At 71.4% G+C, this 12,784-nt stretch carries 12 protein-coding genes; 4 read left to right on the forward strand and 8 right to left on the reverse strand.

The window, feature by feature from the left end; all coding sequences use genetic code 11:
- Window positions 1-220 precede the first annotated feature (220 nt).
- From ACQPYD_RS19825 to ACQPYD_RS19850, 6 genes are all read right to left on the reverse strand, one after another.
- Window positions 221-496 carry a hypothetical protein gene (locus ACQPYD_RS19825; RefSeq protein WP_433697085.1) on the reverse strand — a complete coding sequence of 92 codons (276 nt, stop codon included), beginning with the start codon at window positions 494-496 and terminating at the stop codon, window positions 221-223.
- A 243-nt stretch (window positions 497-739) separates the two neighbouring features.
- Window positions 740-1,591, reverse strand: coding sequence for an SAM-dependent methyltransferase (locus tag ACQPYD_RS19830; protein WP_433697086.1), 852 nt, complete (start codon window positions 1,589-1,591; stop codon window positions 740-742).
- A 272-nt stretch (window positions 1,592-1,863) separates the two neighbouring features.
- Window positions 1,864-2,547 carry an FG-GAP repeat domain-containing protein gene (locus ACQPYD_RS19835; protein WP_433697087.1) on the reverse strand — a complete coding sequence of 228 codons (684 nt, stop codon included), beginning with the start codon at window positions 2,545-2,547 and terminating at the stop codon, window positions 1,864-1,866.
- A 228-nt stretch (window positions 2,548-2,775) separates the two neighbouring features.
- Window positions 2,776-3,309, reverse strand: coding sequence for a hypothetical protein (locus ACQPYD_RS19840; RefSeq protein ID WP_433697088.1), 534 nt, complete (start codon window positions 3,307-3,309; stop codon window positions 2,776-2,778).
- Window positions 3,310-3,635: 326 nt separating this feature from the next.
- Entirely contained in the window at window positions 3,636-4,868 is a 1,233-nt protein-coding gene (locus tag ACQPYD_RS19845) for a DUF418 domain-containing protein (protein WP_433697089.1), read from the reverse strand.
- Window positions 4,869-4,890: 22 nt separating this feature from the next.
- A complete protein-coding gene (locus ACQPYD_RS19850) occupies window positions 4,891-5,544 on the reverse strand; it encodes a hypothetical protein (RefSeq protein ID WP_433697090.1) in 654 nt (217 codons plus the stop codon).
- 121 nt (window positions 5,545-5,665) lie between these two features.
- Here ACQPYD_RS19850 and ACQPYD_RS19855 point away from each other — a divergent pair, with 121 nt between their 5' ends.
- Complete coding sequence (locus tag ACQPYD_RS19855; protein WP_433697091.1) at window positions 5,666-6,265, forward strand: TetR/AcrR family transcriptional regulator; 600 nt, start codon at window positions 5,666-5,668, stop codon at window positions 6,263-6,265.
- A gap of 167 nt (window positions 6,266-6,432) precedes the next feature.
- Window positions 6,433-7,134, forward strand: a complete 702-nt coding sequence (locus tag ACQPYD_RS19860) for a hypothetical protein (protein ID WP_433697092.1) — start codon at window positions 6,433-6,435, stop codon at window positions 7,132-7,134.
- Between the two features lie 213 nt (window positions 7,135-7,347).
- On the opposite strand, the gene ACQPYD_RS19865 is transcribed toward ACQPYD_RS19860, so the two are convergent.
- On the reverse strand, window positions 7,348-8,220 hold the full coding sequence (locus ACQPYD_RS19865) for a ketopantoate reductase family protein (RefSeq protein ID WP_433697093.1): 873 nt from the start codon (window positions 8,218-8,220) through the stop codon (window positions 7,348-7,350).
- Window positions 8,221-8,290: 70 nt separating this feature from the next.
- On the opposite strand from ACQPYD_RS19865, the gene ACQPYD_RS19870 reads away from it, so the two are divergent.
- Window positions 8,291-8,920: a TetR/AcrR family transcriptional regulator gene (locus ACQPYD_RS19870; RefSeq protein ID WP_433697094.1), complete on the forward strand. Its 630-nt coding sequence runs from the start codon at window positions 8,291-8,293 to the stop codon at window positions 8,918-8,920.
- A 617-nt stretch (window positions 8,921-9,537) separates the two neighbouring features.
- Window positions 9,538-10,341 carry a PQQ-binding-like beta-propeller repeat protein gene (locus ACQPYD_RS19875; protein WP_433697095.1) on the forward strand — a complete coding sequence of 268 codons (804 nt, stop codon included), beginning with the start codon at window positions 9,538-9,540 and terminating at the stop codon, window positions 10,339-10,341.
- A 24-nt stretch (window positions 10,342-10,365) separates the two neighbouring features.
- Here ACQPYD_RS19875 and ACQPYD_RS19880 read toward each other — a convergent pair whose 3' ends face one another.
- Window positions 10,366-12,450, reverse strand: a complete 2,085-nt coding sequence (locus ACQPYD_RS19880) for a hypothetical protein (protein WP_433697096.1) — start codon at window positions 12,448-12,450, stop codon at window positions 10,366-10,368.
- Between the last annotated feature and the right edge of the window lie 334 nt (window positions 12,451-12,784).

A 12,784-nucleotide genomic window follows, 5' to 3' on the forward strand; every position in this document is an offset into this window, starting at 1 on the left:
TCCGGCGTCGGGGGGTGGACCGTGACCGTGGCGGCGCCTGCCTGCACCGCCACTCCCGACACACTGCCCTCGATACGGTTGCGAACCCGTTCACCGGGAGTCTCGGGCCCCGAGGTGGGAGAGGAGCCGCGCGGCGCCCACGGTTCCGAGATGTCACCGCGCACGGTGTCAGACGGCTCGGAGGAGGGGTCGAAGGGCGGGGGAGAAATGGCCATGGCGTTCACGGTAGGGCGAACGCGGCCTTCGCGCTCCAGAATCGGCCATATCGCCCAGCAGTAGCCCACGAGACCTTCTTGGCGGTTGCGAGGGTCTTGTGAACGACGTCGACCGAGCCCTTGTCCCCGGCGGCGATACCGTCCAGTACTTTGACGGCGATGCCGCGCTGGAACAGGTCGTCGAGGACGATCAGTCCCTCCGAAGGGCAAATCCGGTGGAGGCCGGTGTTCGAGTAGTCGGTGTTCTCGGGGGGCGATCCGAGTACGCCGGAAAGAGGCAACGGACGATCTCGGTTGCCCCTTTCCGACGTATCCTGTCCACTCCCCGGAAAGGGCGCCGGCCTTCGTAACAGAAGGGGGGCGAAGATGTGAGGAACATCGGAACGGGCCTCTCCCCCACCTCACAGCACAGCTCCGCCCCGAGCTGGACCGGGACCAGACCGGCGCACGCCTGGCCACGGAAGAACACGATCATCACGGACGAGTACTGCCGCCAGAACCCGGACCGGTACTCCCCTGAACGATCAGGCCGACAGGCGGGCCACCACGGCGAACTGCCCCGAAGCCGGATCGTAGGGAGCGCCCGCCAGGTCGCCGTGCACCTCAGCGACCCCGAACCCGCTGTCGGCCAGTTCGGCGGCGAGCGTGTCGGGCGTGAAGTAGCGGACCCAGTTGCAGAAGACCCTCGTGTCATCCGCTGTGACGATGTCGTAGCGGTCCAGGCTCACCCGCTCGTCGTCGTACCGGAAGGTGTGCCGGAAGCCGTGGTAGGGCCGGTCCGCCCAGAACCCGCCCATGAGGTCGGGGGCGTAGACGGACCCCTCGCGGACCGGGTCCAGTGCCGGTTCGGCGTCCACGTCGAACAGGAAGACGCCTCCGTCGGCGAGGTGTCGGCGGACCACCCCGAGCAGCCGGGAACGGTCCTCGGGCGCCATCGCGCAGTAGTCGCGCATCACCATCACGATCAGGTCGAAGCGCTCCCCCAGGTCCAGGGACAGGTAGTCGCGGCACAGGTGGTGGGCGTCCAGGCCCTCCGCCCGCGCGGTCTTCTCGGCGTGGTCGACGGAGAGCCGGGCGAAGTCCACCCCCAGCGCGTACGCTCCGGCGCGCGCCAGGCGGGTGGTGTACAAACCCGGGCCGCAGCCGAGGTCGGCCACGCGGGAACCGGCACCCAGGCCGAAGTGCCCGACCATCCAGTCCGTGGCGCGGTCGACGAACTCGCCCCGGTGGGAGGCGGCCTCGACCTCGGGGGCGAGGTGGTTGGCGAGCATGCGCTCGGAGATGTGCGGGTCGGTCCACAGGTCCGCCGTGGTGACGCGGGCGTAGGGAGCGGGGCGCTCGGCCATGGCGGACAGGGCGGTGAAGAGAGAGTTCACGGAGTTCCTCCGGGTACGTGTGGGACCACCGGCGGGGATGTCCGGGGCGACTCACCCGGGCCCGGCGGTGGAGAAGAGCTGTGCACACGTTCAGAAGGACATGCCGGTCATCGTACCCAGCGGATGAGCCCCGCGGGGAACGGTGGCGGGCCTGATGGCTCCTCGGGCTCTCGACCTGGTCGGCCGCGGGGCCACCGGGCCACCGGTCGGATCATCACTCGACCCGGTGGCGGGGCCGGTGCCGCAGGGGTCAGCTGGTGAGCGCGCCCGGGTCAGGCATCGCAGTCCGGGTGGAACCGGTCCGAGGCCGAGGGAGGAAGATGTTCTTCGGGTCCTGCTCTGGGAAGGTTGTAGCCGGGGAAGTCGGAGTCGGAGAAGCGTGCATCCTGGTCGCTCAGCCCGCCTTCGACACCGCCCAGCAGGGCGACCGTCCCGTACACGCCGTCCCCTTCGTAGCGGTACGACGCGAGGTCGGGGTGCTCGTCGTCGTCGAAGTCGACCACGCGCAGGCCGAACGTGGTTCCCAGGTCCAGTTCGTCGGTGCGCTGTCCGGTCCCCCGGTCCGAGAAGGGGCCCAGGCGCAGTTCGGCCACCCTGGAGGGGACCGGGTCGTCTCCTCCCACGGGGGCGGTGGCCGCGATCGCCAGGTCGAGCCACCCGTCGCCGTCGAAGTCGGCCACCGCCGCCATGACCTCCTCTCCTGCTTCACGCGAGCTTCCGAGCAGGACGCCCGTGGTCCGCGGTTCCCCGAACCCGGATTCCTCGCCGAAGGCGATGGCCAGGTCGGCGCCTGTGCCCTCGGTGCCGGAGACGCGGTCGGGGTGGCCGTCGTTGTCCACATCGGCGATCAGTCGGCCGTTGAGGTCCGAACACGGGGGGAAGTCGCTGGGCCCGGACGGCTCGAGCGGAGCCGGACTGGTACAGCCGGTGAGTGCCAGACCCAGGCCGGCTGCCACCCAGAGTCCTCGGTGCCGTCGGCTGGTGATCATCTCGTGTGTCCGTCCTCGGTGGGTATCGGCCAGAAGAGAAGAGTGTCACCGAGTGCGGGGCCGCCCGCAAACCGGGCGGCCCCGGCGCGGACATCCGCGCCGGGGCCGCGCGTCGGGCGCAGCCGCCCGGTCGACGTGGGTTCGCGTTCTCCCCTTCCCGGTCGTCCTCGGGCGGTGGAGGCCGGTCAGGGGTCGTCAGGGTGCCGGCATGAGGCCGAGGGCGGCCAGCAGCGCTGGGACGGCCAGCAGGACGAGGCCCAGCACGGCAGGCGCGCCGAGCACGCCGAGGACGGCGAAGCCCTTCCGGAGGCCGTTCCGCCGCGAGTGGGAGACCGCCAGGATCCCGAAACCGGCCGCGGCCAGCAGGAAGAGGAGCACGTAGCCGACACCGGCGGCGTCGATCTGGTCGACCCCGCCCGCCAGGCCGGAAACCATGCCGACCACCTGTACGACGCTGCCCGCGGCGTACAGGCCGAGCGTCGCGAAAACCGCCCACACCGACACGTTCAGGAGACCGGGAGGGACGAATGTGGGGCGCTTGGCGACCGACAGCAGCGCCACGGCCGCCCCCAGCGCCTTCAGTCCGACGACGAGCCAGTTCATCACGGTGATCGCGGAACTGTAGTCGGCATAGGCGCCGTCGGCGAAACGGTCGGTGATCTCGAAGACGACGTTGAAGACGGCGAACCCGACGCACCACAGGGCCATCAGCCATCCGATCGCGGTCATGGCAGCGCCGGGTGGTGAAGGGGCAGGGGAACGATCGGCTGTGGAAACAGCGGAGGAGGCCATTGCAGAAGCCAACACGGATCCCGTCGTCGGTGCCTCCCCCGCGGGAGGGAGAACCGCGGGCCTGCCTCACGCCTCCGGGGGACCCACAGCCCTGCGGGGCGGCCGAGGCCCTCGCCTACGGGTACCGGCGCGACCAGGCCGACACGGCGCGGGTCGCCTCCCCCGCTCACCGGGTGTTCGGGAAAACCGGGCGCACCCCGGCGAACCGTGGCCGGCCCCGGGCCGCCGGGACCCCGCGGGAGGGTCCCGACGGCCGGCCTCCCTCAGCCCCGGGACCGTGCCGGGCGATAGGTCAGCTTGCGCAGCAGTACCTCCGCCGGGCCCCGTCGGCCCGACCGCTCCAGCACGGCCGCCCCGGCCACGGTCGCCGCCCAGGTGACCACCGCCAGCAACGAAACCGACCAGCTCGACAGGTGCGCGCCCAGGCCCAGCCCCCAGGCGGCCAGCACCGGACCCCACACCAGCGACTGCGCCAGGTACCCGCTCATCGACCGCCGTCCCAGCGCCCCGATCCACCGCACCGGCCGCGCCGTGGCCTCCGCACGCCCGCTCAACCGGTGCGCCACCAGACCGAAAAGCGCCGCGTACCCGACCCCGGTGAAGGTCCCGGCGACGAAGTGCACCCCCGTCAGCACCGACACCGGGCCGAACTCGAGGGACGTGGTGTGCTGGAGGGCCAGAACCGCGCCGGTGGTCCACCCCGCGGCGATGCCCCACAGCGCCAGCCGTCGCAGCAGCACCAGGTGCCGCCCCGGCTCGTCCAGCAGCCGGTGCCGCGCCGCCAGCACCCCCATGAGGAAAGCCGCCGGCAGCGCGCCCTGCGGGATGCCGCTGAGCGTCTGGACCACCCACACCGGGAGCCGCGCGGCCGCCGAGACCGGATAGGACGACTCGGCGATGCCGGCCCGCTGCACCTCGGCCGCCACCGCGCCGCCGGCGTCGGTCGTGGCCAGCGCGCCCGCCAGGCTGACCAGCGCGGCCAGCCCCAGCAGAACCCCGATCCAGACCTTGAGCGTGCGGTCCGAGCGGTGGAAGAACAGCGGCACCATGACCAGGCCGATCAGCCCGTACATGCCGATGATGTCGCCCTGCCAGAGCAGCAGCGCGTGCACCGCCCCAAACACGATCATCCACAGGTGGCGCCGGTGCAGCAGTCTCCGGGTCTGGACGGCGCCGGCGCCCTTGGCCGTCTGGCGCGCGTACATCTGTCCGATGCCGTAGGCGAACAGGAACCCGAACATCGTGTAGACCCGGGCGTCCACCACGATCAGTGTGAAGGCCTGGGCGATCCTGTCGGCCGCACCCCCCTCCACCGGGTGCACCCCGACCGTGCCCGCCTGCGCGGTGTACAGGAAGTAGGGCACGTGGGCCAGGGCGATCAGCAGCAGCATCATGCCCCGGGCCAGGTCGGGTGCCAGGGACCGCTCCGACAGCGGGGTCGGGCGCACGGGGCCGGTGGACGGCGCCGGGGGGCGATCGGGGTCGCGGATGGTCATGGGCGTCCTTTCGAAGAGGGCGTCAGTTGGCTGCGCCGTCGAGCAGCCAGGAGTAGCGGAGCCGGAGCGCGCGCTCGGCGCTGCCCAGGGCGGCGCCGGCGCCGAGCGCGATGTTGAGCCAGAGCGGCAGCCGGACGGGGGAGGCGAAGGCTCCGACGGCCTCCTGGACCGGGGGGATCTGTGAGACCGGTTCGATGATCTGGAGGAGGTTCAGGCCGACGCCGAGGATGAGCAGGACCACCGAGGCGGCCCCGATCCAGCGGCTCAGGGCCGGGTGCTCGCGGTCCAGGCGGGCGCGGCGCCCCGCGCCGGTCCGGGGGTCGGGTATGAGCCGACGCTCCGCGCCGTCGTCGGTGACGTAGTGGCAGCGCTTGAGCCCGAAGCCGCTCGTGGAGACCTCGATGCGGCCTCCGGGGACGGGGAAGGACGCGGGGGTCTTGGACCGGGCGCTGTGTCGGCCCTCGAGGTACAGGTGTGCCCTGACCACTCCGTCCTCGGGCTCACCCTGGTGCCGGACGTCGATCGTGTACTCGGCCTCGCGGCCGTCGTCGCCGGTGAGGCGCAGGTGGAACAGGGAGCGTCCGAACAGCTGCCACCAGCGGAAGCGCCGCAGTGCGTGTCCGTCCCCCTCCCGCAGACGCCGTGCCGCCAGTCGGTTCCGCCAGTGGTCGAGCATGCCCCTCCCCCGTCTTCCCGTGTCCCGGCCCGATCCCCACCAACACACTGTGTTGGTGTCGTCGGCAGACTAACACAGTGTATTAGTACGGTGTATTGGTAAGATGGACGAAGGAGGTCCGATGACTGAGACGACCAGCGCGAAGACGAGTTCTCGCGACAAGATCCTGATTGCGGCCGCGGCGATGCTGGGCGAGGATCCGACGGCACGGCTGAGCGTGCGGGCGGTCGCCGCCAGGGCCGGGGTCAGCACCGGCTCCCTGCGGCACCACTTCCCGACGCAGCACGCCCTGCAGGACGCGGTGCTCGCGGGGATCTACGCGACGGTGTTCCCCGGCGACCCCATCCACGACACGGCGCTGCCCGCACGGGACCGGCTGGTCGCCTGCCTGCGACAGCTCCTCGCACCCGCGACCGGCGAGGAGGCGCGGAAGACCTGGGCCACGATGTACGAGACGTACATCGCCCGCGAGCCGACCGAGGAGGCCCGGCAGGCCTACCTGGGCATCGAGCGCCAGATGCGGCACCGCGTGGAGCACTGGCTGTCGGTCCTGGTCGACGAAGGGGTGCTGCCCCGCGGCGACAACGCCCCACGCGCGAGGTTCCTGCTCACCGTCGTCAACGGCCTGACGTTGGAGCGGGCGCTTCCGAGTACGGAGGCCCTGCTCGCCGCGGAGACCGCGACCCTCTTCACCGCCGCCGACAGCGTTCTGCGCGGCTGAGGACCATGCGCCGTGCGTCACGCGAGCCGCCCGCCCGTGAGCGTGGGCCGCCGGAGGGCGGCCCTGACGCAGGATCGGCCGGTGTCCTGATCCGGCCACCCCCGTTGGTCGTCGGAAGGGTGGGACCGGGTAAGGAGCGGACCACCGTCACTCCGCGGAGGACCGCTATGCCTGTGATGTTGCTGATCGTGGCCGGATGCGCGCTCGCGTCCGCCTGGCTGCTGTGGGTCGTGGTCGGCTCCTACAGCAAGATGGTCAGCGCCTCCCAGGAGAAGCGCCTCAAGGACCGCGACGACACACTCACGCAGGTGGCTGCGGCGACCTCCGGCGGCAGCGCGGCCATGACCCTGATCCTGCTCGCGCACGCGTACGCGCAGCCGGAGAGCACCGGCACGAAGGGCTTCCTGGCGATACTGGCCGTGTACGTGCTCGTCTGCGCCGGGTGTGTCTGGGCGACCGACTACCTGGACGAGGCCCGCCACCGGAACCGCATCCGCGACCTCCTGACCATTGCGATGTGGGCTGCCGCCGGAGCCGCGTTCCTGGCCCTGCTCGGGGCCGTCACCGGTCCAGGCGCCCAGGAGGTGGTCGGCGCCGTGGTCGGCGCGGTCGGAGCGCTTCTCGAGGGTCTGCTGACCCTGGTGGCCGTAGTCGTGACGATCGTCGTGACACTCGGGTTCGTGATCCTCATGAGCAGCGAGGACCAGAACACTCCTCGGCGCCCCAAGGGGATGAGCAGGCAGGTGTGGAACCGGCAGCAGCGGGAGTGGCGGGAGTACAAGCGCAAGCACGGCATCGACCGCAGCGGCGGCGCGGGCTACAGCGGCGGCTCCGGTGACGGGGGCGACGGAGGGGACGGCGGGGACTGATCGCCGTCCCGCCCGCCGATATCGGCTGCATGCCCGGCGGCCAGAGCCGTGTGACACCTGGACGAACCACTCTGGAACGCTGGAGCACTCCGCACGGCCGGATCGGTCCGCCTCCTGCCCTGGGGAGCCGTCGTCCCATCGCCCCTTTCCACCGCACTCGGTTCGCTCCCCGCTCAGGCGTGATCCGACCGAAGAGGCGCGGCCGCCTACCGCCTACCGGTCTTTCGCATGGGCGCGGAGCTGTTCGGCCAGCCGCGCGAGTTCGGCCGCCGTCGCGGGCGAGGCGCTGCTGAGTCCGCTGTACACGGCCGCCGGGCTTCGCAGGAAGCGCCGCAGCACGGCCACGAGCAGTCCTTCCGGTAGGGACCGCAACGCAGAGAACCCGCGAGGGACCGGCGGCGTCGGCATGGCGGCCAGGTTCTGCCGTATGAGGCGGAGCATGCCGCGGACCGCGTCCGGATCGTCGGCCAGCGCCGCCGGACCGCCCGCCGCGTATACCGCCTGCTCGAGCGGCATCGCGAACGCGGCATGCGTCCTGAGCCAGGCATCCATCCTCGGCTCGGCCCTGGCGTTGATCCCGGCGGTGCGGAACGTCCGCACGATCCGTTCGAGCCGCGGGGTGGTCCGGCCGTCGGGTTCGCCGATCGGCATCGCCACCCGGCGGGTGATGAAGCTGTCCGCGCGGTGGCGGACCACGTCGCCGTCCATCGTGCCGCCGTCCGTGCCGAAGCCGAGCAGCACCCGCTCATGGCCGATCACCGAGCCCAGCGGCTCCGGGCCGCCCGCCCAGTTGTGCAGGAACAGCACGTCGCCTTCGAGACCGGCGAGCGACTCCAGCACCGCGTCCACCTGATGGGCGCGGACCAGGACCGCGGTCAGGTCGTACCCGCCGTCCGGGTGCTCGACCACGGGCACCGGTACCCGCCTGACGGCTGGGCCGTCCTCCTCGGCGAGCTGCACGCCGTGTCGGCGCAGGGCGGCCAGGCGCTCGCCCCGGGCCAGGAGCGCGACGTCGTGCCCGGCCTCATGCAGACGGACGGCGAACAGGCTGCCGAGAACCCCGGCGCCGTACACGAGCAGTTTCATGGCGATCTTCTCCGTACGCTCATTTCAATCAAACGTTCGTTTGAATCAAACGTCTGTAGTGTACGCAGACATGGCGTCACCTGACACCCGCACGCAGCTCCTCGACGCGGCCGAACACCTCTTCGCCGAGCGCGGTTACCGCGGCACCTCGGTCCGCGCGATCACCGACCTCGCCGGAGCGAACCTGGCCGCCGTCGGATACCACTTCGGCTCGAAGGCGGAACTCATGGCCGCGGTCGCCCGCCGCGTGGTCGAGCCCATCAACGCCGCGCAGTGCGCCGGGCTCGACCGGCTACTCGCCAGAACTCCGGACCCTGCGGTCGCCGAACTGGTGGAGGCCTTCGCGGGGCCGCTGTTCGACGAGATGCAGGCCGGCGACGAGGGCGGCGCCCGGACGTCCCGGCTGATCGTGACGATCCTCGGCGACCCGGCCGAGGAGGTGCGCAGCTGGACCGGCACGGCCGAAAACACGGTCCGTGAGCGCTACCTGGCGGCCTTCGGGCGCGCACTGCCCGGCCTTTCCCCGGAGGAACTGCGGTTCCGGATGCGGGGGATCCTCGCCGTGACGGCCGTGGACCGCGTCGAGGTCTACCAGCGGCCCGCCCCGGACTGCCCGTCCCCGGTAGCGGGCGAGGCAGCCCGGCACTGGGCGATCACGTTCCTGACGGCGGCGATGAGCGCACCGCCGACGGGGACCTGACACCCCGGAACGGCCGCGGTCGACCGTCGCCATCGGGGCGCCCCGGGGTGGCACCGAGAAGTGAGGGGGATTGCCGAAGCCGTTGGCGACAGATCCCACCGAAGGCCACGGACCGACCACGACGCCCCCGCGCACCATGGCATGGTGCGGGGGCCGCCCTGTGCCCGGACCAGCCGACCTGGGTTGCCGACCTGCCGACAAAGGCAGTTACCGGCAGCCAGAGACGGGCGATACCAGGGCGAAACACGCCGGATTGCTAGACCACTCCGAGCGGGCGGATTGGTCTACCTCCTGACCTGAGGAAACTCCGGCCCATTGCCGCTTTCCGGCGTACTTGGTTCGCCCCCTCCCGGGCCCGCGTCGACCGCAGCCCGGAAGTGAACCGGACGACCGAGGCGGCACCTGCCCTCCCCTTGCTCAGGGGACCAGGGCGACAGGGGCGATAGATTGCCGCAATGCGTAGAGGTTTGCTGGCTGTACTGATTCCGGCCGTTGTGGTGGGCAGTGGGTGCTCGGTCCTGCCCGCCCCGGTGAGCGCACCCGATCCTGCTTCGGCCTATCTGCAGGACACGGGGTACGAGCCAGAGCCCTCTCCGATCAGCCCACGACAGGAACTGTTGTGCCTCGGTGAACGAGCCCCCGAGTGCGAGGACCGGGGGGAGCTGCGGTGGTCTGTGCCGTTGGAGGGCGAGTACTACCTGCGCGGCGCCATGGCCCTGCACCACCCCGAGACCGGTGCGATCGACAGCATGGAGGAGACCTCGTTCCATGCCGTTGAAGCCGATCCGGGTGTGCTCTACGCGGAGAACGCCCTGCTGCGCATGGTGGACGTGGACACCGGGGAGCTGGTGTGGACCACCGACCTGCGCCAGGACCCGGACCTGACGTTCGTGAGCAGCGGCCTGCGAGACATCTATTCCACATCCGACCACGTCCTGCTGCACTTCAACAGCGGGTTCGTGCGGATCGACTCCGAGGACGGCTCCGTGGCGGGCTCGGCACCCCTGACACGGTGCACAGGCCGACTCAGCGGACTCCTCGCCGAGGACCAGGTCGTGGTGCGCGACTGCGGCCGTGACGAGGACACCTATTCGGCGCTGGACGTGTCCGCCGGGCAAATGCTGTGGGAGTTCCAGGACCAGGCCCCCGAGGAGGAGGTGCCGTTCCGGGGAAGCGCGAGGGTGGCGGCACTCGACATCGGCGAGGGACCCACCAGCGCGGTGTCCCTGGGCGGCTTCAGCCCGGGGCCGGCCGGACTGGGCACGCTCGGCCTGACCCGCGTGGAGGCGGACTCGGAGGAGGAAGCGGTGACGGTGGCTGTGGCGTGCGCCCCCGACGGGGTGGGTCGGGCGCGCCCGGACGCGCCCTCACCGGGGGTTGTGTGCCACGAGCCGCGCCTGTACGCGGTCAACACCGGCTGAGCGCTGGTCACTGGAACTGCTCGCCTAGGAGGGTTCGCAGTGCGCTCGCGCGCAGCGCACGAGCTCGATCGACTCCTCCCGGCCCGTGCCCTCGTCCTCGACCTGCCGCCAGGCGATATGGGGGCGGTCCTGCTCGTCCAGCGCCAGGTCCGTCCACCCGGGGGCGCGGTCGTAGACGCCCACAGCGGTACGTTCGACCTCCTGGCACCTCTGGTCGGCGCAGGCCAGGTAGACCACCTCCTGGGTGGTCACGTCCACCGTGGCGATCTGCGGCAGCCCGTGGGAGTCCAGAGCCAGTGCGGGAGCGCGGCGCTGCCATGCGGGGCCCATGACCTGTACGTTCTCCGACTCGGCGCATCCGGTGTCGGCGCAGTCCAGGAGCCTGACGGAGCCGTCGGTGGTGTCGAGGTAGACCAGGACCGGGGTGCCGTCGGGGCGCACCTGCATCGACGCGCCGGTGAAGTGGGCACGGTCGGGGCCGCGTGCCGCACCCGTGGAGGGCACCGGCACGGAGCGGGTGAAGTCTTCGCAGGCCTGGTCCTGGCACACGTACAGGCTCAGCTCCCCGCTGACGGGGTCGTGCACGGCCACCCGCGGAGCGCCGTGCTCGTCGGCGGTCACGCTGATCAGGTCCGGGTGGGACAGGTGCGGGTAGAAACCGTTGGCGAAGGTGCTCCCGGGCAGGCGGTCGAGCAGGGTGGTGGCCTGATCACGGCACCCGAGGGGATCGCAGCTGAACAGCGTCAGGAAGGTCTCCTCCCGGCCGACGGAGGGGGTGGCGGTCACGATCAGGTCGCGTCCGCCCGCCTGCCCGCCCCAGGCAGCGATCTGGCGGTCCAGCCGACTGGTGGTGCGCTGCTCCTCGCGGTCCTCCTCCTCGGCGTTCCACTCACCGGCGACCTCGACCTCGGGCTCGAGGTTCCGGTCGCGGTCCCTGCACTCCTCGGAGTCCAGGCACTCATCGGACAGGACGATCGTGCCCTGGGGTAGGTCAGGGTTCAGGGAGGCGCGCACCGTCCGCAGGTAGTCACGGTGGAATCCGGTGGTGGCGAGCACGGGGCCTGCTCCGTCGACGGCGGTCTCCTCCTGCGCGCACCGCTCCCTCTCGCACAGCACCTCCCGGGTGCCCAGCAGCACCGAGTCGCCGTCGGGGGGCAACAGGATGGGCTGGGGGTTGGACTCGCGGTCGCCCCAGGGCTCGGTGGACAGGTGCTCGTAGCGCAGTATCGGCCAGGGTCCGTCGGTGATCAGGCGCTCGTACAGGGCCAGGGGCACCGCGACCTGGGCGAGCACCAGTCCGGTCAGTACAGCGGCGAGTACCGGCCGCCCCGGCGCCGGGTCCTGCGCGGCCGGCCCGGGGCCCAGGACGGCCAGTGTCAGGGACGCCGCGGACACGGCGAGCCCCGCCACAGCCGCCAGAGCGGTGACGACCAATCCGCTCGTCGTCGTGGACATGAGGGCGCCGAAGACGACCGCTCCCGCGCAGGCGGCGACCACGGCCAGCGGGCCGAGCGCCTCAGCGCCGGTGATCAGTCCTCGTCCGCGCAGAGCCGAGGCGAAGGCGAGGGGTCTGTCCTTGGCGTGCACGCCGACCAGGGGCGCCCACACGGGAGGCAGGGCGCAGAACACCGCCGCGCCCACCAGGAACCGTACGGCCGGGTCCGCCTGGTCGTAGACCTGGAGCAGGGCCGTGTCCACGGCCACCAGGACCAGGGCCGGGACCGCGACGGCGGCCAGGGTCAGCGGCAGCCGCATCACCGAACGCCTCAGTGCGGCCCGTACCCGCATGGGACGACCGCCCAGTTCCTCGGCGACCAGGTGTACCGCGGCGCCCCAGGACAGGGCGAGGCACAGGGCCAGGGCGATGCCCGCGGCCCATCCGGCCCAGGAGGGCAGCAGGGTGTCCAGGGGTACGCGCAGCCAGGGCTGGTGGTTGATGACCAGGCCGTGGTGGGCCACCAGGCGCGGAGCAAGGATCGCCAGGACCAGGCTCGCGGGCAGCAGGGGCAGGGCGAACACCGCCAGCACCACGGGATACAGGGTCCAGCGGACCCGCTCGATGAAGGGGTCCGAGAGGGAAGCCCGCGGTTCCGTGGGGGCCTCGGTCATGGGGATGCGCCGATCTATCGGTGGGCGAAGGGTCCGCGACGACGATAGTGGGGCATGAGTGGTCGAAGTTCTCGCGGGCTCGGCCTTCGCAGCGGATACGGGGACGAGGCGCGGGACATCGGACGCATTGCAACACTGGGTGACCATTTGCGGTCATAAGGTGACCGAACTCGGCCAGAGGGGAGCGGGGACCAGGGGCCCCTCGAACATCCCGAGTCTGTCTGGGAACACAACACCCAGGGGTTCCGGTAGTTCTCGCGGAGAATTCAACGCTGCGCCTCCCGTTGCGCGAAGGGCTTCGTGATCTGATCGCGACCCCGCGCGGCTCCGTCCG

Source organism: Nocardiopsis sp. CA-288880 (assembly GCF_050955985.1).
Classification (GTDB): domain Bacteria; phylum Actinomycetota; class Actinomycetes; order Streptosporangiales; family Streptosporangiaceae; genus Nocardiopsis; species Nocardiopsis tropica.

Excerpts from the sequence above, each read along its gene's own strand:
- ACQPYD_RS19840 (WP_433697088.1), bottom strand. The coding sequence starts at position 3,309 with ATGACCGCGATCGGATGGCTGATGGCCCTGTGGTGCGTCGGGTTCGCC.
- ACQPYD_RS19845 (WP_433697089.1), bottom strand. The coding sequence starts at position 4,868 with ATGACCATCCGCGACCCCGATCGCCCCCCGGCGCCGTCCACCGGCCCC.
- ACQPYD_RS19850 (WP_433697090.1), bottom strand. The coding sequence starts at position 5,544 with ATGCTCGACCACTGGCGGAACCGACTGGCGGCACGGCGTCTGCGGGAG.
- ACQPYD_RS19855 (WP_433697091.1), top strand. The coding sequence starts at position 5,666 with ATGACTGAGACGACCAGCGCGAAGACGAGTTCTCGCGACAAGATCCTG.
- ACQPYD_RS19860 (WP_433697092.1), top strand. The coding sequence starts at position 6,433 with ATGCCTGTGATGTTGCTGATCGTGGCCGGATGCGCGCTCGCGTCCGCC.
- ACQPYD_RS19865 (WP_433697093.1), bottom strand. The coding sequence starts at position 8,220 with ATGAAACTGCTCGTGTACGGCGCCGGGGTTCTCGGCAGCCTGTTCGCC.
- ACQPYD_RS19870 (WP_433697094.1), top strand. The coding sequence starts at position 8,291 with ATGGCGTCACCTGACACCCGCACGCAGCTCCTCGACGCGGCCGAACAC.
- ACQPYD_RS19880 (WP_433697096.1), bottom strand. The coding sequence starts at position 12,450 with ATGACCGAGGCCCCCACGGAACCGCGGGCTTCCCTCTCGGACCCCTTC.